The following is a 17327-nucleotide window of genomic DNA, read 5'->3' as shown; positions in this document are numbered from 1 at the left end:
ATTGATCCGGTGGTCTTTCTCACCGGGTGGGAACGGTCCATCCAGCCTTTAGGATGGGGTCGTGTTGCAGATCCGCCGTGACCTCGTGGACGAGATGGTGGCCCACGCCAGGCGTGACCACCCGGACGAGGCGTGTGGTGTGATCGCCGGCCCGGACGGGACCGACCGGCCCGAACGGTTCGTGCCGATGACCAACGCGGCCCGGTCGCCGACGTTCTACGAGTTCGACTCGGCCGAGCACTTCCGGCTCTGGCGCGAGATGGACCGCAACGACGAGGTGCCGGTGGTCATCTACCACTCGCACACCGCGACCGAGGCCTACCCGTCGCGCACCGACATCGCCCTGGCCAGCGAGCCGGGCGCGCACTACGTCCTGGTCTCCACCCGGCACCCGGAACAGATCGAGCTGCGGTCGTACCGGATCGTGGACGGCCAGGTCACCGAGGAGCCGGTGGAAGTCGTCGAGTCCTACCTGTTCTCGCACACCGGGGCGGACGACGTCCCGGACCGTGGCTGAGCCCGAGCACCGCGCCACTTCGAAACCCTGAAGCCGGAGGATTCCCATGGCTGTGACCGTTTCCATCCCGACCATCCTGCGCACCCACACCGGTGGCGAGAAGGCCGTCGAGGCCACCGGCAGCACGGTCGCCGAGATCATCGACGACCTGGAGGCCCGCCACGGCGGCCTGAAGACCCGCCTGGTCAAGGAAGGCACCCTGCACCGGTTCGTCAACGTGTACGTCAACGACGAGGACGTCCGGTTCGCCGGCGGCCTGGAGGCGAAGGTCTCCGACGGCGACACCGTGACGATCCTGCCCGCGGTCGCCGGCGGCTGATCATGGCCAGGTACGACTCGCTGCTCGACGCGCTCGGCGACACCCCGTTGGTCGGACTGCCGCGGTTGTCGCCGGGCAACGGCGTGCGGCTGTGGGCCAAGCTCGAGGACCGCAACCCGACCGGCTCGGTCAAGGACCGCCCAGCGTTGAAGATGATCGAGGCGGCCGAAAAAGACGGCCGCCTCACCCCGGGCTGCACGATCCTCGAGCCGACGTCCGGCAACACCGGCATCGCACTGGCCATGGCGGCCAAGCTGAAGGGCTACGGCCTGGTCTGCGTGATGCCGGAGAACACCTCCGAGGAGCGCCGCCAGCTGCTTCAGGCGTACGGCGCCCGGATCGTGTTCTCGCCCGCGGCGGGCGGCTCGAACCAGGCGGTGGCCACGGCCAAGGAACTGGCCAAGCAGAACACCGACTGGGTGATGCTCTACCAGTACGGCAACGACGACAACGTCCGTGCCCATTACGAGGGCACCGGTCCGGAGATCCTGCGCGACCTGCCGTCCGTGACGCACTTCGTGGCGGGCCTGGGCACGACCGGGACCTTGGTCGGCGTCGGTCGCTACCTGCGTGAGCACAAGCCTGGCGTGCAGATCATCGCCGCCGAGCCCCGGTACGGCGAGCTGGTCTACGGCCTGCGCAACCTCGACGAGGGCTTCGTGCCCGAGTTGTACGACCCGTCCGTCCTCACGAGCCGTTTCTCCGTCGGCTCGTACGACGCCCTCCGGCGTACCCGGCAGCTGCTGGAGACCGAGGGCATCTTCGCGGGCGTGTCGACGGGCGCGATCCTGCACGCCGCGTTGGCCGCGGCCGAGAAGGCCGCCAAGGCGGGTGAGGAGGCCGACGTCGTCTTCATCGTGGCCGACGGCGGCTGGAAGTACCTGTCCACCGGTGCCTACAGCGGCTCGCTCGACGAGGCCGCCGAACGTCTCGACGGCCACCTCTGGGCGTGATGGCCCGGTTTCCTGGCCAGGCCTGTCAACCTGCGAAAACAGTGGACGGCAGGCCTGTTCCGGCGTCCGGGACGACGAACACCGACCCGGCCAGCGGCTCACGCGCCAGCTCGGATTCGCTCATCCCGACCCGCGCTGTCGTGATGTAGAGATCGGTCAACTGGTCGCCGCCGAAACAGCACGCCGTCGTCTTGCTGGCGGGCACGATCACGGTGCTGAGCAACTTGCCGTCGGGCGTGTACCGGCGCACCTGGCCGTCACCCCACAACGCGACCCATACGCAGCCGTCACCGTCGACGCACAGACCGTCCGGTGAGCCGTCGACGTCCGCGAACGGGCGTGGCGACGAGACGGTTCCGGAGTCGAGGTCGTAGTCGAACACCTGGATCAGGCCAGTTGGCGTGTCCGCGAAGTACATCCGGGTGTTGTCGGGACTCCAGCCGACGCCGTTGCTGATGCTCACCTTGTCGAGCACCATGGTCGCCTTGCCGTCCGGTTCGACCTTGGCCAGCCAGCCGCCGCCCTCAGCCGTGTCGTAGCGCATGGTCCCGGCCCAGAACCGTCCAGCGGCGTCCACGGCGGCGTCGTTCCCGCGCACCCCGTCCCTGGCCCAGTAAACGAGCCACCGGTGCTCACCTGCGGAATCGACGATCGCGACGCCGTCGCGGAGGTTCAGGATCAGCCCGCCGCCTGCCCGGGGCTTGGCCGCGCCGACGTGCTGCGGCGCGCTGGTGGTCTCGTTCACGCCTGTCGACGGGTTCCAGCGGTGGATCGCCGGAGCGAGGATGTCGACCCACAGCAGGGTGCCGGTCCTGGCGTCCCAGGTCGGCCCTTCGCCGAGCTCGGCCTCGGCGCGTACCGCGATCTCGAAACGATCAGTCACGAACCGGGATACTGTCATCTTGTGGAGCCCACTGGATTTCCGTACCAGGACGAGCCCCCGAAACCACCCAAACCGCCGACACCGCCGGCCAAGCGGATCATTCCGCGCAACCCGCTGCAGGCGCTCATCGTGGTCGCCGGGTTCGTCGCGCTGATGTTCGTGGTGGAAGGCGTGGACACAGCGCTGGGGCACACGCTCGACCTGCACGGCATCTGGCCACGTGAAGCGGACGAATGGGACGGCATCTTGTGGGCCCCGCTGCTGCACGCCGGCTGGGACCACGTGACCGCCAACGCGGTGCCGTTCCTGGTGCTCGGCCTGCTCACCACGGCGGGCGGGACGGGCCAGTTCCTCGGCGTCACCGCGATCATCTGGCTGTTCAGCGGGTTCGGCACGTTCCTGCTGGGCCAGCCCGGGACCATTCACGTCGGCGCGTCCGGCGTCGTGTTCGGGTTCCTGACGTTCGTCCTGGTCCGCGGCCTGTTCGTGCGCAGCCTGCCGCAGATCCTGATCGCCGTGGTGGTGTTCGCGGTCTACGGATCGGTGCTCTGGGGCGTGCTGCCCAACCAGCCGGGCATCTCCTGGGAAGGGCACCTCTGCGGCGCCATCGGCGGCATCGTGGCGGCCTGGCTGGTCGGCCGGTCGCTCAAACAGGCCACCCGCCGCACCACGATCCCGGGGTGAAAAGCCAGGGTTTCACCTGATCCCGGGGCCTGTCCGGGAACGTAGCCTCGAAGTGTGAGCACTTTGCCTGCCGTGCCCGCCGCTCCCGGCCCGCTGAACCGGGTCGTGCCGCCGAACCCGAAACAGGCGGCGCTGGTGGTCCTCGGCTTCACCGCGTTGATGTACCTGGTCGAGCTGGTCGACCTGGTCCTGCCGTTCGACCTGGACGGCTGGGGGATCGTCGTTCGGTCCTGGTCCGGTCTCGACGGCGTGATCTGGGCGCCGCTGCTGCACCACGGCTGGGAGCACCTGTTCAGCAACACCCTGCCGGTGCTGCTGTTCGGTTTCCTGGCGATGGCCGGCGGAGTGGGCCAGTGGATCGCGGTGACCGTGACCATCTGGCTGGTCAGTGGCCTGGGCGTGTGGCTCACCGCGTCGTCGGGCACGATCACGGTCGGCGCGTCCGGCATCGCGTTCGGCTGGCTGGCGTTCCTGCTGGTGCGGGGTATCTTCAACCGCAGCCTCAAACAGCTCGCGGTGGCGCTGGTCCTGTTCCTGTACTGGGGAAGTACGCTGCTGGGTGTGCTTCCCGGCAACCCGCAGATCTCCTGGCAGGGCCACCTCTTCGGAGCGCTGGCCGGTGTACTGACCGCGTGGCTCACCGCGCGGGCCAGCCGGAGCAAGCAGCCCGCCGACCCGGTCGTTCCGGAGCTGCCGGCTTGATCCCCGGTTCGATCTCGGCCGACGCGCCGATCGGGATCTTCGACTCGGGCGTGGGCGGCCTGACGGTCGCCCGCGCGATCCGTGACCAGCTGCCCGACGAGCAGCTGCGCTACATCGGCGACACACAGTTCACGCCCTACGGCCCGAAACCGATCGCCGAAGTGCGGGCGCACTCGTTGGCGATCATGGACGAACTGGTCGACAGCGGCGTGAAACTGATGGTCATCGCGTGCAACACGGCGTCGTCGGCCTGCCTGCGCGACGCGCGAGAGCGGTACTCGGTACCAGTTGTCGAGGTCGTGCTGCCCGCCGTGCGCCGTGCGGTCGCGACGACGCGGACGGGCCGGATCGGTGTCATCGGCACCGTAGGCACGATCCGTTCGGGGGCGTACCAGGACGCGTTCGCCGCGGCGAAGGACGTGACCGTAACCGCCGTTCCGTGCCCGCGGTTCGCGGAGTTCGTCGAACGCGGTGTGACCTCGGGGCGGCAGATCCTCGGCCTCGCCCAGAGCTACCTTGAGCCGTTGCAACGCGCGCAGGTCGACACGATGGTTCTGGGCTGCACCCACTATCCATTGTTGACCGGGGTGTTGCAGATCGTAATGGGCGACGGGGTCACCCAGGTATCCAGCGCGGAGGAGACCGCGAAGGACGTCGTCCGGGTGCTCACCGAGCGTGATCAGCTGCGGGAACCCGCTGGTGAGGAGCCGAGGCACGAATTCATGGCCACCGGTCCAGTCGCGCCGTTCCACCGCCTGGCACGCCGTTTTCTGGGACTGGAAGTAGCCACAGTTAGGCCGATGGTGCGAAATTGACCCGTTGTTGGCACGCGGTGTGTAACGCTGTGCATCGTGTTGTTGACCGTGCTGGGCTGTTCGGGCAGCGTTCCCGGGCCGAACTCGCCTGCCTCGGGTTATCTGATCGAGGCCGACGATTTCCTGATGGCGATGGACCTCGGCAACGGCACACTGGCCGAGCTCCAGTGCTACTGCGACCCGTTCCTGCTCGGCGCGCTCCTGGTGTCGCACCTGCACCCTGATCACTGCGCGGACTTCAGCGCGCTGACGGTCTTCCGTAGGTACCACCCGAAGCCCTCCAGGGACCCCCGGGTGCAGCGCCTGCCCGTCTACGCGCCCAGCGAGGCGCCTGACAGGTTCGCCCGCGCCTATGCCCCGGACGCGGAGGAGCTGGCCATCACGGACCTCTCGGACGTCTTCGACTTCCGCAGGCTCTCGGCCGACACCGTGGAGATCGGGCCGTTCCAGGTGACGGCGCGAAAAGTCGACCACCCCTGTGAGGCCTACGGTTTCCGCATCACCCACGGTGGCCGCAGCCTGGTCTACACCGGCGACAGCGGCCCGTGTGACGCGCTGGACGAACTCGCCGACGGCGCCGACGTGCTGTTGGCCGAGGCGTCGTGGACGCACGAACCAGGCCGTCCGCCGAACCTGCATCTGTCCGGCCGGGAAGCGGGAGAACTGGCCGGCCGGGCGGGCGTCCGGCGGCTGTTGATCACGCACGTGCCGCCGTGGACCGACCGCGAGGCCGTGCTCGCGGAGGCCCGTCAGGCGTACCAGGGTGACTCCCGGCTGGTGGAGCTCGGGGACACGTACACGGTCTGATGCGCATCTCGTAGGGTTGCCTGGTGGCGCGAAGTGACGGCAGGAACGACGACGAACTGAGGGAAGTCCGGATCACGCGGGGCTTCCAGAAATGGCCGGCCGGATCGGTGCTGGTCGAGTTCGGCAACACGAAGGTGCTGTGCGCGGCGAGTGTCACCGACGGCGTGCCGCGCTGGCGGGTCGGCTCCGGGCTCGGCTGGGTGACCGCCGAGTACGCGATGCTCCCGTCGGCGACCAACACGCGCGGTGACCGTGAGTCGGTCAAGGGCCGCATCGGCGGCCGCACCCACGAGATCAGCAGGCTGATCGGCCGGTCCCTGCGGGCGTGCATCGACCTGTCCGCGCTCGGCGAGAACACCATCATGGTCGACTGTGACGTCATCCAGGCCGACGGCGGCACCAGGACAGCCGCGATCACCGGCGCGTACGTCGCCTTGTCCGACGCGGTCACCTGGCTCGCGGCGGCCGACCGGCTCGCCGATCCCAAGCCGCTGTCGTGCGCGATCGCGGCGGTCAGCGTGGGCGTCGTCAACGGGCGCGTCCGGCTGGACCTGCCGTACGAGGAGGACTCGATCGCCGAGGTCGACATGAACGTCGTGGCGACCGACGCGGGCACCCTGGTCGAGGTGCAGGGCACCGGCGAGGGCGCCACGTTCGCCCGTTCCACCCTGGACCAGATGCTCGACCTGGCGCTGGCCGGCACCGAGAAGCTCTGCCGGTTGCAGGCCGAGGCGCTGGCCCAGCCGTACCCCGGTGAGCTGCCCGAGCCCGCGCCGCGCAAGAAGAAGGCGAAGTAGCCGTGACACGTTTGCTGCTGGCCACCCGCAACGCCAAGAAGCTCGTGGAAATGCGCCGGATCCTGGACGCCGCGGGTGTTTCGGGCATCGAGCTGATCACGCTCAACGACGTGCCCGAGTACCCCGAGGCGCCGGAGACAGGCGCGACCTTCGAGGAGAACGCGCACGCGAAGGCCGTCGACGCGGTCAAGGCGACCGGCCTGCCCGCGGTCGCGGACGACTCCGGGCTCGAAGTCGACGCCCTCAACGGGATGCCAGGCGTGCTGTCCGCGCGCTGGGCTGGCTCACACGGCGACGACAACGCGAACCTCAACCTGGTGCTCAACCAGCTCGGCGACGTGCCGGACGAGCGCAGGGGAGGGGCCTTCATCTGCGCCGTCGCGCTGGTCGTCCCGGGCCAGGAGGATGTCGTGGTCCGTGGCGTATGGCCGGGCCGGATCATTCGGGAAGCCAGGGGCACCAACGGTTTCGGCTACGACCCGATCTTCGTGCCGGAAGGCGAGACCCGCTCGTCGGCCGAGCTCGAGTCGGCCGAGAAGGACCGCATCTCGCACCGCGGCCGGGCACTGAATCTCCTGCTCCCGCACTTGCGGGCACTCGCGGGCTGAGCCTGCTCTGTTGTGAAGCTCCGCTTCGCAACAGAGCTACACCGCGAAAGCGGCCATGAACAGCGGTGTCAGGGCCCGCTGCAGGTCCTCGAGCGATCTGGCCGGTCCAGCGCCGACGACCTGGTCGAAAAGCAGGCCGTCGATATGAGCGACCAGATCGGCCGCGCGGCGTTTGGCGTCGGGCACGTTCGTTTCGGCCAGCACCTCTTCGGCCATCGACCGGAAGTGCCCGCTGAGCCGCTCGAGGGCGGCCCGCAGTTGCGGCCTTCTGGTGGCCTCGAGGGTCAACTCGAACCTGGCGAGCATCCGCTCGCGTCCGGCCGTCGCCCAATGCTCGATGAGTCCGGCGACGGCGGCGAGGTCGTGCGCGTCCACGGCGCTGATCTCCGCGGTGCTCAGATCGGCGAGCCGGTCCAGCACCCCGACCAGCAATGCCTCTCTGGTGCGGAAGTAGTACGACGTCGAACCCTCCGCGACACCGGCCGCCCGGTCGACGGCGCGATGGGTGAGCCCACGCATGCCTTCGCGGGCCAGTGTGACGATCGCTGCGTCCATCAGTTCAGCTCGGCGGTCCGGCACTCTACAAGTGTAGAGTCCTCTACAGGTGTAGAGGGGAGATGATCGTGCCGAAAGCGGTGATCGCCGGCGGGGGAATCAGCGGCCTGGCCGCCGCCATCGCCCTGACCCGTGTCGGGTGGGACGTCGAGGTGTTCGAGCAGGCGCCCGAACTCGGCGAGGTGGGCGCCGGCCTGACGTTGTGGCCGAACGCGTCGCGCGCCCTGGACCACATCGGCCTGGGCGACCGGATTCGCGACGTCGGCCTGCTCGCCGGCAACGGCGGCATCATGACGTCGCGCGGCGACCGGCTCATCCACGCAGACACATCCGAACTGGACCGTCGATACGGTCCCGCCGTCGCACTCCATCGAGCCGATCTGCTCGCCGCGCTGGCCAAGGCAGTGCCGGACGGCGTGCTACGCACCGGAACTCTGATCACTGGGGCCCGGCTCGACGGCGAAGGGGTGGTCGTCTCACACAGCCACGGCGAATCGCGGGCCGACCTGCTGGTCGGCGCCGACGGCCACCGCAGTGTCATCCGTGCCCGGTTCTGGCCGGGTACGGACCCGATCTACTTCGGCGCCACGGCCTGGCGGACCGTCATCGACCGCCCGGGGCAGCGGCTGGAGGTGGTGGGCGAGTTCTTCGGCCAGGGCGAGGAGTTCGGGCTGATCCAGCTGCCCAAGGACCAGGTGTACGCCTTCGCGGGTACCCTCGCCCCGCCAGGCCGGCGCAGCCCGGACGGCGAACTGGCCGAGCTGCGCCGCCGGTTCGGCCACTGGGCCGCCCCGATCCCGCAGCTGCTCAGCGAGGCGTCGCCGGACAAGATCCTCCGGCACGACCTGTCGTACGTGCCGAAGCTGAAGACCTACGTGCACGGCCCGGTCGTCCTGATCGGCGACGCCGCGCACGCGATGACGCCGAACATGGGACAGGGCGCCTGCCAGGCCCTGGAGGACGCCGTCACTCTTGGCGTCGTCGTCCAGCGGGGAAACCTGGCGCGGTACGACAGCCTGCGCCTGCGCCGGACCCAGTCAGTCTCCCGGATGTCCCGACAGGCCGCCCGGCTCGGCCTGCTGACATCCCCCGTCATGGCCGCTGCCCGCGACCGGCTGATGAAACTGGTGCCTGCCTCGGTGATGTTGCGGTCATTCAGCCGTATGTACAACTGGTCACCACCTTGTACAACGAGCTCGACCTGGGGTTAGTGGAGCAGGGGCGCGGCGCGTTTGGCCGGGTGACACCCCGTCTCCTGTCTCGATGGTGTCGTGCCTCTTCGGCCATGTGTATGACTGCTCATCACTTTGGACAACGGCGCCGAGCTGCGTTGATGTGCGGAACTGTTCAATGTGCGCGGCGGGCTCCGGACCATCTGGGTGCACTGCTCGTCTTGGCTGCCGCGAGGTGACGGATCCGGGCTCTACCTCGGCGAAATCGTCGTCCTTTAGCCGTTTGTACAACGGGTCTCCCCTTTGTACAAACGGTCCGATCTGGCGGCTAGCGCAGCAGCGGGTTGATCGCTTGGGCGGCCACCGTGACCGATCTGGCGGCGGCTTCGTACTTCCGCCCGGCCGGATGCTCGGTCAGCAGCACCACGGTGTACCGCCATTTCGCGCCGACCAGGCCGGTGCTGTGCAGGGACACGTGCCGGTCGTTGTTTGTCCAGGCCTGTTTGATCGCCCATGGCTGATCGGTCGCCGACGGAATCCCGAAGTGCTGCTTGAACCCGTCCGATCCGGTCGGCGACGCGTTGGCCATCCCGTCGAGAATCGTCTCGCGGACCACGGGTGGCGCGTCTCCGAGGATGTAGTCGTAGATGCGGACCACGTCGTTCGCTGTCAGCAATGTGTCGCCCCATTGGCCGGGATTCCTGGGGGGCTCGGTGGCCCTCAGGCCCATCCGCTGGCGCATCCGGCCGATGATCGCCGTGCCGCCGCCCTCGGAAACCCACAACTCGCTGCAGATCTCGTCGTCGCTGACCTGGACCATGGTGGCGATCCGCTTGCGGAGCAGCCCATCGCCGGGGTGGCGCAGGATCGCGTCCACCCCGACGATCAGCTTGACCAGCGACCCCGCGTAGAACGGCCGGTCCGCGTTCTGCGACGCCAGCCGTGCGCCGGACCCGCGGTCGATCACCACTCCGGCGGCGGCCGAGTTCCTCGCCACCTGCCGCACCGCCTGCTCGATGTCCACTTTGTCCGCCAGCGCCCCCGGGGACGGCAGGGCCGGGGGCGATGCCGGGCCGGGTAACGGATCACTCGGCGGCACCGTCCATTCCGAGGGTGCCGGTGCCGCGCCGTCAGATCCGGTCAGCAACGGGATCTCCTGCGCCGGTTCGGGGCTTGCCTTTGTGGTGGCACAACCGGAGAGCCCCAGCACGACGGCCGTGATGGCCACCGTGAACGTCCACTGTGTCCGCCTCATGCCCCGGAAACGCCGGAGCTATATCCCCAGGTTGACGGCGGATCGGCTCAACTTTCCGGGGCTGAGCGGCGTTGACGCACGAGCTGGCGCCAAGGTTGAGCCAGCCGGCCGAAAATCCTCAGACGCCCAGGTCGCGGCGGAGTTTCGCCACGTGACCGGTCGCTTTGACGTTGTAGGCGGCCTTGGCGATCTTTCCGTCACCGTCGACGATGAAGGTGGACCGGATCACGCCCATCACGGTACGGCCGTAGTTCTGCTTCTCGCCGAACGTGGCCCACTGGGTCATCACCGCACGGTCCGCGTCCGACAGCAGCGGGAACGTCAGGCCCTCGGTCTCGACGAACTTCGCCAGCTTCGCCGGGCTGTCCGGGGAGATGCCGATGACGTCAAACCCGGCGTCGTTCAGTTCGGCCAGGTTGTCCCGGAAGTCGCACGCCTGCTTGGTGCACCCCGGCGTGCCCGCCGCGGGGTAGAAGTAGACGACCACCGACCGGCCGCGGTAGTCCGAAAGCGACACCGGCTTGCCGGTGCTGTCGGGAAGGGTGAACTCGGGTGCCGGATCGCCGACGGCCAGCCTCTTCTGCTCGCTCATAGCCGCAGAAACTACCCGGCTCAGGCGGTGCCCTCGAACTCGGCGCGGTCACCGGCCGTCGCGATGTCCGGCTGCACGGTGACCAGCAGGTCGACCGGCCCGGACGGCACCGCGAACGCGAACGTCAGCCGGATGCTCTTGCCGGGCGGGACCTCGATGTCGGCGCTGACGTTGCCCGCGTATCCCTGCGCCTTGTCCACCACGGGGACCACCGCGACGCCCTCGGAGTTCGTCGCCCGGACCACCAGCTCGGCGGGCCGGTACGTCCGGTTGCCCTGGTTCTCCAGCGCGACCTCGAATGCCACCGCGCGCGGCGGCCGTGGATAGGCGGTATCCCCTGGTACGAACGACTTCGGCGCCAACACGGTGACCATCAGGGAACCAGCGACGACCCGGCGTTCGCCGAACTTGGCGGGCCGGTCGGCGATCGCGTCCGGCGGCTGGGCCGGGGACGGCGCGGCGGCGGGGGAGACCCCGGTCGCGCTCGCGCTGTTCAGCACACCCGCATCACACCCAGTCGCCAGCGCGACGACCACGCATGCGGCGACCGCCAGTCCGACGGTTCTCACGGGTTCCTGCTTTCAGCCTATGGGGGAGAGAGGTGTGACTTCCACAGAGTGGGGCTTGTCGCGCTAAATACCCACAGTGATGCCGAGGTCGAGTCGGAGCTGGTGTCGTGATGTGGCCAAGCCGTAACCGAAACCGCACCTGGAGTGACCATGGCCACTCGGGCCGGCCACCCTCAGGCGGCCATGGCGAAGAACACCACGAAAAGGGCGACTGTGATCAGCCACGAGGCGATCAACCAGCCGAAGTCACGCCATGGGGAGACGGGGTGGTTGTCCTCACCGGGCACGTAGACACCGCGGGCCTCGAACCAGTCGACCACGCGAAGCGCCCGCCGCAGCGGTTCGAGTCCCCGCATGGTTCTCAGACCTCCCGGACGGCCGCGCCTCGGACACCTTTCGACATGGTGTCAGTTTCTCCGGATCGGTCAAGCCACCGGGTGGAGGATCACCGCGGTCAGACGGGTGGGGTGAACCCGGTGAGCCAGCCGGGGTCGGCGGACTCGCCGCAGAACGGGCACGGCCGCTCGACCATCACGCCCGGCGCGATCTCGTGGTAGATCGAGCCTTGACCAGGCACGGTCATCGGCCGGAGCACGGCCATCTCGTCCTCGTCCTCGAGACGGATGTGGGTGACCTGACGGCAGCCGTGGCAGACGGTGCGCTGAGGCAGTGACCCGGGCGTCGTCATGACCCCAAAGTACCGGTGCTCACCACACGTCGCCGGGTCGCCAATCGCACACGATTTCGCCCGACAGGTCGAATGGGGCGGCCACCGGCAGGACGTAGACGCTGCCGTCGTCGTCCTCGGTCCGCTCGACGCCGCGGGGCGAAAGCACCGATGACGGGCCTGTCCACAGCTGCCATCCGCGCCCTGCGTAGAGAGCCGCACCTTCGTCGCTGGCGCTCAACGCGCCCAGGTCGTATCCGCCGCGCACGATGCGTTCGAGTGCGTCCATGATCGTTCCACCGTGCCCTCGGCGTTGATGGCCCGGATGGACGGCCACCGCCTCCACGTAGCCCGCCCGCAGCGGCCGACCTTCGATGATCATGCGTCGCTGTCCGACGGCGCCGTGCGCGATCAGGTCGGGTCCGTCCCACAGCAGGGCGTGCATGCCGCCCAGCGCGTGCTCCCAGTCCTCGTCGGCGAAGTCGCCGTCGAAGGCGACGTCCATCAGCGCTCGCGCCGCGGCGGCCGTGGCGGCGTCCAGGTCGGCTGTGTGGGCAATCCGCAGTTGTGTCACGTAGCCATCCTGGTGGCGCACGGTTTCGGCCACCTCAGATTTTCGGCCACCCGAGCAGGGCGAACGTCTCCTTGGCGCGGTACGCGCGGATCCCGGCGGCCGGGTACTCGATCATGTCGGACGGCAGGTCGTCCAGGTCGAACCAGCCGAGTTCGGAGCACTTCCGCGGCTCCCGGTTCACCGGTTCGCCCGTCCACCGGAGCGTCTCGAAGAACAACCCGACCCGGGGTTCGATCCCGAAGCCGGTCACGTGGGACGTGTGCACGTGGGTCAGGTCACCGGGCTCGATTCGGACCCCGATCTCCTCGTCGGCCTCGCGGACGGCCGCGTCGAGCACGGATTCACCGGCGTCGAGCTTGCCGGATGGCAGGTGCCACATGCCGTCGAAGCGGGGCAGCGGGTCACGACGGCGGCTGAGCAGTAGTTCGCCGTCCCTGATCAGCAGCAGGTGTACGTCCACGATGTGCCGGTCTGTCATCGAGCGCGATTTTACGGGCCAGCCTGACGTACACTGTACGGTAAGCGAGGAGAGGCAGGGGTATGACGGAACTTCCAGAGGCTGTCGTGGCGAGCGGCGCGTTCGAGCCGACGGCCGAGGACATCGCCGGCGTCGAGGCATGGTTCGCCGAGTACGACGGGCATGCCGCCAACGCTGACGTGGAGCGGATGGCGGACATGGCGATGTTTCCGCTCAACATCGTCAGCGACAGCGCGGAGACGGGCAACGGCGGCGCGGCTCAGCAGACGCGCCGGCAGTTCGTCGAAAGCATGTCCCAGGTCATGGGCGAGCCTGGCGAAGTGAAGATGGAGTCACGGCGCACGCCCATCTTCCTGACCAAGCAGCTCGTGCTGGTGATCAGCGACGCGACCTTCACGGTCGAGGGGCACAGCCAGCAGGTGCGCTACGCAGACCTGCTGGTCAAGCGGGAAGGCAAGTGGTACTTCCAGACTATGGTCCAGGGTGGCTGGGGCGATCAGCTGAGCGGCTGACGAACACTTCGATCCCGTCGAGCAGCCGTCCCAGGCCGAACTCGAACGCGAAACCGGGATCGATCGTCCCGTCGAAGGCCGCACCCGCGGCGGCCCCGACGGAGGTGGCGAGCGGGTACTTCTCCGTGTCGCCGATCTGGGCGAGGAACGGCTGGTGGGCCACCCACCAGTCGTTGTCCGTCATCCCCGTCTCGCGCTCGGCCTGGGTCTTCTCCACGCTGACGCGGGCGGCACCGTGCACGTACTGCAGGACGAGGGTGAGCACGGCGTCCATTTCGATCTCGCTCAGGCCGACGTCGGCGACGGCCCGCAGCTCGTAGTCGTACTTGGCGATCAGGTTCGGCCCGAGCGGCGGGCGCGTCGTCGCGACCTGCAGCAACCAGGGGTGGCGCGAATAGAGGGCCAGGTTCTCCCGGGCGAGGAACTCCAGCCGTTCGCGCCACGGCCTGGCCGCCAGATCGGGCCGGTCGGTCTCGCCGTAGACCGTGTCCAGCATGACGTCCAACAGTTCGCCCTTGCCGGGCACGTGCGTGTAGAGCGACATGGTCCCGACGCCGAGCTGGTCGGCGACCTTACGCATGGACAGGACGGCCAGGCCCTCCCGGTCGGCCAGGTCGATCGCGGCGCGCACGATCCGGTCGACCGTCAGCGCGGGCTTCTTACCGCGACTGGGTTTCTCGGCCGTACGCCACAACAGGGCGAGGCTTCGCGCGGGATCCCCTGAACCGCTGTACTCGACCACCGACACCTCCCGCATCGCCCTTGTGGTCGTCACCGTACAGCGCACGGCAAGCAATTCCAGCAGGATGAGCGGGCCGGTGATTCCGGACTGTCGATTATGGACGGGGGACGGCGGGGGAGAATGATCGAATCAATTCCCGCGGGTGTCGGCGGGGCCGGTGTCGCGCGTGGCGTACGCCAGATCCATTTCGATGCCGGAGATCTTGCCGTCGGTCACCAGAATCGCGCGCTTGCCGAGGCCCGCGGCCTCAAGACGCAGCCCGACCTCGTAGGCCAGGCTCGCGTACTGCCGGTTGGTGAAATCACCGAGCACCCGGATGGTCAGATCTCGATAAGTCATGCCGTTGACCATGGCGCGCCGCGGCGGCTCGCACAAGTCGCCCGATGGTGCGGGTTTTGCCACGCGGCAAACGAATACGGAGTGTCGAATCGCGAATTGTAGATCACGAATATGACGGCTGTGTCCGAACGAGACTGTGCCCGTCGGACGGCGACGGAATTGCGATGGCGATATGCGGACTGGCACTGCTCAGCCCTGATCCCCGCTCCGTTGTCACCGCGGTCGTCGCTGTTCGCCGAACCCCGGGAAGACGTATCCGGATGCATGTCAAGCGTCGTCCTGTGTTGTCCCACCTTCGTGTGATACTCCGGTGTTGAGTGCGCTTCTGAGTGTCCGTTTGTCCTTCGTCCACAATTGGTGCGCTGTCGGAGACCGAACCGACGACTGTCCCGGATGTGGACGAAGAGATCACGGCCTTCGTCCAGCCGTTCGTGAAGCCGGGCTGACACCGCACAATTCGGCCGCCATGCGCCACAGTTCTTCCTCACGGCCGCGGTCGTACGACTCCACAGAGGACTCCGTCACGGTGCCCCGGTCGATGTACGAGCCGCTGGCTGCCGGTCGAGGACCGACGGCGGCTTGTGTCAGCAAGGCGGCTGCCGAGCGGGCTGACATGGCGAACGGCGCCGCGACAAGTCCGTGCAGCAGGGTGCACGACAGCCACCGCACCACTGGCCCGGCGTCGCGCACCAGTCCGGTGCCGGGGACGAAACCCGGATTGAAGGTGTAGACGTCCACGCCGTCCGGCAGGCGCCGCGCCAACTCGTGCGCCAGATAGATCACGACGAGCTTGCTGGTCGAGTACGCGGTGCGTCCTTCCTTGGTCGTCCGTCCGGCCGCGTCGTCCCGCGGCTGGGTCAGGGCCTTCGGGGTCTCCCAGCGGGGGGGCGGGCACCATGCCCAGGTTGTGCCGCAGATCCCCGAAGTGGGTGTCGCTGCTCACGAGGACGATGCGGCCGGGAGCGGTGAAGTGGTCCCACAGGTGCGCCACGATGAGGTAGTTGGCCAGGACGTTGACGGCGAACGTCGTTTCGAGGCCGTCCACGGCGGCGGCAAGCCGTGGATCTTCGTCGCCCCGTTGTCGCCCCGTTAGCGGGTCGCCCCGCCAAGGCGGCAGGTTCCGGTGCTGGTCAGGGGAGGGAAGTAGGGCCGGGGGGACTTGAACCCCCACTTGCACGGACCTAAACCGTGTGCCTCTGCCAATTGGGCTACGGCCCCTTCTCGACTTCGGGGCCATAGCCTAGTGGTAGCGGCCGGCGGGTGGTCCGGCGCCGGTCATATCCCGGGGCCGCGGGTACGTGCCCCGTGATCTACCGTGGTGCGCCGAGAGCCAGCCAGCTTTGGAGGACATGTGGCCCGCGACCCTGACACCATCCAGCGCGACATCGAGCAGGCTCGGGAGGCGCTGGCGTCCACTCTCGACCAGCTCGGCGAGAAGGCCAACCCGAAGAAGTTGGTCGACGACGCCACGTCGAGCGTGAAGTCGAAGTTCGACGACCCGCGGGTGAAGGCCGCGCTGATCGGCGTCGGTGTGCTGGTCGCGGTCATCGTCGTGCGGAGGCTCTTCCGCTGAGCCACCCCCGGGGGCGCTATGAGCCCTTCGCGGCTTGCGCGGGCTCATCGTCCCCGGACGGTTTCCCGGCGCTGTTGTCCGCGGCGCCCGCCTTGGTCGCTTCGGTGTCGTCCTTGGCGGGTTCGGCGGGCTCGGTCTTCTCCACCGGCGCCGCCGCGGGTTCTTCCGGCTTGGCCAGGCGGGCGTTGAGATAGGCCGTGGTGAACTCCAGCGCGTCGCCGTCCAGCCGGTGCACCACGGTCCGGTTCTTGTCGTTCCCGGCGATCTGGTTGACGAGCTGTTCGGCCTGGTCCCGGGCCGCGACCAGTCCCGGTGCGGTGGCGGTAAGCGTCTGTCCTCTGCCGACGATCGTGATGGTCCAGCCGTCGCCGTCCGGCACGTAGTTCGCCTCGATGGGTTCCATCATGGCCGGCCCCTCTCGCCGCGGCTCCTTCGTCCAGCTTGTTCGTCATCATTAGACGTCTTACGAGCCTATCCCGACACTTCAGCGGCGGGTGATCGATCCAGAGTGTCATGGGTCGCGCTGATCTGCTACGCACCGTGGTCGTCTGGGTGCTCGAGCTCGCTCCGAAGGCCGAACCATGTCATCCGCATGATGTGCTCGGCGGCTTCCTCGGGTGTCACATCGTCATGACGGACATACCACACCGACAGTCGTTCGCAGGCTCCGACGAGGATCTCGGCGGCGGCTTCGAGTGACCGCTGCTCCGCGTTGGGCATGTACGCCGAGAACAGCGCGATGTGCAGCTGGATCTGCTCCTGACGTGCGGTCTCGATCTCCGCGACGGCGGCCGGGCCGACCACGGCGGTCTCCGTGCGCAGCAGCAGCTCCCACGACCGGCGGTGGTCGTCGGTGAACCGGAAGAACGACACCAGGCCGTTGCGCAGCGCCTCCTCCGGGGAGCGGGCGCCGATGACCGCCTGGGCGGTCACCTCGCGAAGCTCGGTCCGCACCTGCCGGATGCAGGCCACGAGCAGGCCCTCCTTGGACCCGAAGTACTCGTAGATCATCGGCTTGGACACGCCCACGCGGTCGGCGATCTCGTCCATCGAGGTCGCGGCGTACCCGCGCTCGGAGAAGACCGCTTCGGCGATCGTCATCATCTGCCGTTCGCGGTCCGCCCGGGGCATCCGGCGCCGGCGTTCGGTCCTGGTCTCCGCACTCGTCACGACTTCACTCTACCGTTCCCTACTGGAAGTAACCTACTATCGGT

Annotated in this window: 26 protein-coding genes and 1 tRNA gene; 12 read left to right on the top strand and 15 right to left on the bottom strand. The window is 68.3% G+C overall.

From position 1 onward, the window contains the following. Positions 1 to 61 precede the first annotated feature (61 nt). From GC106_RS17205 to GC106_RS17195, 3 genes are read left to right on the top strand one after another with little or no spacing between them, the layout of a single operon-like run. Complete coding sequence (locus GC106_RS17205) at positions 62 to 517, top strand: M67 family metallopeptidase (protein WP_312872700.1); 456 nt, start codon at positions 62 to 64, stop codon at positions 515 to 517. Positions 518 to 563: 46 nt separating this feature from the next. Beyond that, complete coding sequence (locus GC106_RS17200) at positions 564 to 836, top strand: MoaD/ThiS family protein (protein ID WP_173131250.1); 273 nt, start codon at positions 564 to 566, stop codon at positions 834 to 836. Between the two features lie 2 nt (positions 837 to 838). Next, positions 839 to 1789, top strand: a complete 951-nt coding sequence (locus GC106_RS17195; RefSeq protein WP_173131247.1) for a PLP-dependent cysteine synthase family protein — start codon at positions 839 to 841, stop codon at positions 1787 to 1789. 25 nt (positions 1790 to 1814) lie between these two features. Here GC106_RS17195 and GC106_RS17190 read toward each other — a convergent pair whose 3' ends face one another. After that, positions 1815 to 2672, bottom strand: a complete 858-nt coding sequence (locus tag GC106_RS17190) for an SMP-30/gluconolactonase/LRE family protein (protein ID WP_312872699.1) — start codon at positions 2670 to 2672, stop codon at positions 1815 to 1817. A 21-nt stretch (positions 2673 to 2693) separates the two neighbouring features. On the opposite strand from GC106_RS17190, the gene GC106_RS17185 reads away from it, so the two are divergent. From GC106_RS17185 to rdgB, 6 genes are read left to right on the top strand one after another with little or no spacing between them, the layout of a single operon-like run. Further along, positions 2694 to 3356 (top strand): rhomboid family intramembrane serine protease, encoded by a 663-nt coding sequence (locus GC106_RS17185; RefSeq protein ID WP_312872698.1) that lies wholly within the window; start codon positions 2694 to 2696, stop codon positions 3354 to 3356. Between the two features lie 54 nt (positions 3357 to 3410). After that, positions 3411 to 4058 carry a rhomboid family intramembrane serine protease gene (locus GC106_RS17180; RefSeq protein WP_312872697.1) on the top strand — a complete coding sequence of 216 codons (648 nt, stop codon included), beginning with the start codon at positions 3411 to 3413 and terminating at the stop codon, positions 4056 to 4058. After that, positions 4058 to 4873: a glutamate racemase gene (murI, locus tag GC106_RS17175; RefSeq protein ID WP_312872712.1), complete on the top strand. Its 816-nt coding sequence runs from the start codon at positions 4058 to 4060 to the stop codon at positions 4871 to 4873. Before GC106_RS17180 ends, murI begins: the two co-directional genes overlap by 1 nt. Before the next feature lie 36 nt (positions 4874 to 4909). Continuing rightward, positions 4910 to 5680: an MBL fold metallo-hydrolase gene (locus GC106_RS17170; protein WP_173131242.1), complete on the top strand. Its 771-nt coding sequence runs from the start codon at positions 4910 to 4912 to the stop codon at positions 5678 to 5680. 23 nt (positions 5681 to 5703) lie between these two features. After that, positions 5704 to 6477 carry a ribonuclease PH gene (gene rph / locus GC106_RS17165; RefSeq protein ID WP_173131239.1) on the top strand — a complete coding sequence of 258 codons (774 nt, stop codon included), beginning with the start codon at positions 5704 to 5706 and terminating at the stop codon, positions 6475 to 6477. A 2-nt stretch (positions 6478 to 6479) separates the two neighbouring features. Beyond that, a complete protein-coding gene (rdgB, locus tag GC106_RS17160) occupies positions 6480 to 7085 on the top strand; it encodes an RdgB/HAM1 family non-canonical purine NTP pyrophosphatase (RefSeq protein WP_173131236.1) in 606 nt (201 codons plus the stop codon). 36 nt (positions 7086 to 7121) lie between these two features. Here the strand turns inward: rdgB and GC106_RS17155 are convergent, their stop codons facing one another. Continuing rightward, entirely contained in the window at positions 7122 to 7640 is a 519-nt protein-coding gene (locus GC106_RS17155; RefSeq protein WP_173131234.1) for a TetR/AcrR family transcriptional regulator, read from the bottom strand. 62 nt (positions 7641 to 7702) lie between these two features. Here GC106_RS17155 and GC106_RS17150 point away from each other — a divergent pair, with 62 nt between their 5' ends. Then, positions 7703 to 8851: an FAD-dependent monooxygenase gene (locus GC106_RS17150; RefSeq protein WP_173131232.1), complete on the top strand. Its 1149-nt coding sequence runs from the start codon at positions 7703 to 7705 to the stop codon at positions 8849 to 8851. Positions 8852 to 9140: 289 nt separating this feature from the next. Here GC106_RS17150 and GC106_RS17145 read toward each other — a convergent pair whose 3' ends face one another. From GC106_RS17145 to GC106_RS17115, 7 genes are all read right to left on the bottom strand, one after another. Then, positions 9141 to 10067, bottom strand: a complete 927-nt coding sequence (locus GC106_RS17145; protein WP_173131230.1) for a hypothetical protein — start codon at positions 10065 to 10067, stop codon at positions 9141 to 9143. Between the two features lie 118 nt (positions 10068 to 10185). Further along, complete coding sequence (gene bcp, locus GC106_RS17140; RefSeq protein WP_173131228.1) at positions 10186 to 10659, bottom strand: thioredoxin-dependent thiol peroxidase; 474 nt, start codon at positions 10657 to 10659, stop codon at positions 10186 to 10188. Positions 10660 to 10679: 20 nt separating this feature from the next. After that, positions 10680 to 11228 carry a hypothetical protein gene (locus GC106_RS17135; RefSeq protein ID WP_173131226.1) on the bottom strand — a complete coding sequence of 183 codons (549 nt, stop codon included), beginning with the start codon at positions 11226 to 11228 and terminating at the stop codon, positions 10680 to 10682. A gap of 173 nt (positions 11229 to 11401) precedes the next feature. Beyond that, on the bottom strand, positions 11402 to 11584 hold the full coding sequence (locus GC106_RS17130; RefSeq protein ID WP_173131223.1) for a hypothetical protein: 183 nt from the start codon (positions 11582 to 11584) through the stop codon (positions 11402 to 11404). Positions 11585 to 11682: 98 nt separating this feature from the next. Next, complete coding sequence (locus tag GC106_RS17125; protein ID WP_173131220.1) at positions 11683 to 11916, bottom strand: hypothetical protein; 234 nt, start codon at positions 11914 to 11916, stop codon at positions 11683 to 11685. Positions 11917 to 11935: 19 nt separating this feature from the next. Beyond that, entirely contained in the window at positions 11936 to 12502 is a 567-nt protein-coding gene (locus GC106_RS17120; RefSeq protein WP_312872696.1) for a GNAT family N-acetyltransferase, read from the bottom strand. 1 nt (position 12503) lies between these two features. Then, positions 12504 to 12947 (bottom strand): NUDIX hydrolase, encoded by a 444-nt coding sequence (locus GC106_RS17115; protein WP_173131217.1) that lies wholly within the window; start codon positions 12945 to 12947, stop codon positions 12504 to 12506. Positions 12948 to 13009: 62 nt separating this feature from the next. Here GC106_RS17115 and GC106_RS17110 point away from each other — a divergent pair, with 62 nt between their 5' ends. Next, positions 13010 to 13459 (top strand): nuclear transport factor 2 family protein, encoded by a 450-nt coding sequence (locus tag GC106_RS17110; protein WP_173131213.1) that lies wholly within the window; start codon positions 13010 to 13012, stop codon positions 13457 to 13459. Here GC106_RS17110 and GC106_RS17105 read toward each other — a convergent pair. The 4 genes from GC106_RS17105 to GC106_RS17090 form a co-directional block, all read right to left on the bottom strand. Then, positions 13419 to 14216, bottom strand: coding sequence for a TetR/AcrR family transcriptional regulator (locus tag GC106_RS17105; RefSeq protein ID WP_173131487.1), 798 nt, complete (start codon positions 14214 to 14216; stop codon positions 13419 to 13421). The genes GC106_RS17110 and GC106_RS17105 overlap by 41 nt on opposite strands. A gap of 114 nt (positions 14217 to 14330) precedes the next feature. Then, positions 14331 to 14540 (bottom strand): hypothetical protein, encoded by a 210-nt coding sequence (locus GC106_RS17100; RefSeq protein WP_173131210.1) that lies wholly within the window; start codon positions 14538 to 14540, stop codon positions 14331 to 14333. Positions 14541 to 14948: 408 nt separating this feature from the next. Then, a complete protein-coding gene (locus GC106_RS17095) occupies positions 14949 to 15323 on the bottom strand; it encodes a Rossmann-fold NAD(P)-binding domain-containing protein (RefSeq protein WP_173131207.1) in 375 nt (124 codons plus the stop codon). A 361-nt stretch (positions 15324 to 15684) separates the two neighbouring features. Then, positions 15685 to 15758 (bottom strand) — tRNA-Leu (locus GC106_RS17090). 133 nt (positions 15759 to 15891) lie between these two features. Between GC106_RS17090 and GC106_RS17085 the strand changes: the two genes are divergently transcribed. After that, positions 15892 to 16113, top strand: coding sequence for a DUF3618 domain-containing protein (locus tag GC106_RS17085; protein ID WP_173131203.1), 222 nt, complete (start codon positions 15892 to 15894; stop codon positions 16111 to 16113). Positions 16114 to 16129: 16 nt separating this feature from the next. On the opposite strand, the gene GC106_RS17080 is transcribed toward GC106_RS17085, so the two are convergent. Together GC106_RS17080 and GC106_RS17075 are read right to left on the bottom strand one after the other, a co-directional pair. Then, positions 16130 to 16519, bottom strand: coding sequence for a hypothetical protein (locus tag GC106_RS17080; protein ID WP_173131200.1), 390 nt, complete (start codon positions 16517 to 16519; stop codon positions 16130 to 16132). A gap of 125 nt (positions 16520 to 16644) precedes the next feature. Beyond that, positions 16645 to 17283: a TetR/AcrR family transcriptional regulator gene (locus GC106_RS17075; protein ID WP_312872695.1), complete on the bottom strand. Its 639-nt coding sequence runs from the start codon at positions 17281 to 17283 to the stop codon at positions 16645 to 16647. Positions 17284 to 17327 lie beyond the last annotated feature (44 nt).

This window comes from Kibdelosporangium persicum, assembly GCF_013280595.1.
Classification (GTDB): Bacteria; Actinomycetota; Actinomycetes; order Mycobacteriales; family Pseudonocardiaceae; genus Kibdelosporangium; species Kibdelosporangium persicum.
Note: the sequence above shows the minus strand (reverse complement) of the source record. Positions and strands in the feature narration are given on the sequence as shown.

Coding starts and splice junctions, on each gene's coding strand:
- GC106_RS17200 (WP_173131250.1), top strand. CDS start 564: ATGGCTGTGACCGTTTCCATCCCGACCATCCTGCGCACCCACACCGGT.
- GC106_RS17195 (WP_173131247.1), top strand. CDS start 839: ATGGCCAGGTACGACTCGCTGCTCGACGCGCTCGGCGACACCCCGTTG.
- GC106_RS17155 (WP_173131234.1), bottom strand. CDS start 7,640: ATGGACGCAGCGATCGTCACACTGGCCCGCGAAGGCATGCGTGGGCTC.
- GC106_RS17150 (WP_173131232.1), top strand. CDS start 7,703: ATGATCGTGCCGAAAGCGGTGATCGCCGGCGGGGGAATCAGCGGCCTG.
- GC106_RS17145 (WP_173131230.1), bottom strand. CDS start 10,067: ATGAGGCGGACACAGTGGACGTTCACGGTGGCCATCACGGCCGTCGTG.
- bcp (WP_173131228.1), bottom strand. CDS start 10,659: ATGAGCGAGCAGAAGAGGCTGGCCGTCGGCGATCCGGCACCCGAGTTC.
- GC106_RS17130 (WP_173131223.1), bottom strand. CDS start 11,584: ATGCGGGGACTCGAACCGCTGCGGCGGGCGCTTCGCGTGGTCGACTGG.
- GC106_RS17125 (WP_173131220.1), bottom strand. CDS start 11,916: ATGACGACGCCCGGGTCACTGCCTCAGCGCACCGTCTGCCACGGCTGC.
- GC106_RS17115 (WP_173131217.1), bottom strand. CDS start 12,947: ATGACAGACCGGCACATCGTGGACGTACACCTGCTGCTGATCAGGGAC.
- GC106_RS17110 (WP_173131213.1), top strand. CDS start 13,010: ATGACGGAACTTCCAGAGGCTGTCGTGGCGAGCGGCGCGTTCGAGCCG.
- GC106_RS17105 (WP_173131487.1), bottom strand. CDS start 14,216: ATGCGGGAGGTGTCGGTGGTCGAGTACAGCGGTTCAGGGGATCCCGCG.
- GC106_RS17100 (WP_173131210.1), bottom strand. CDS start 14,540: ATGACTTATCGAGATCTGACCATCCGGGTGCTCGGTGATTTCACCAAC.
- GC106_RS17080 (WP_173131200.1), bottom strand. CDS start 16,519: ATGATGGAACCCATCGAGGCGAACTACGTGCCGGACGGCGACGGCTGG.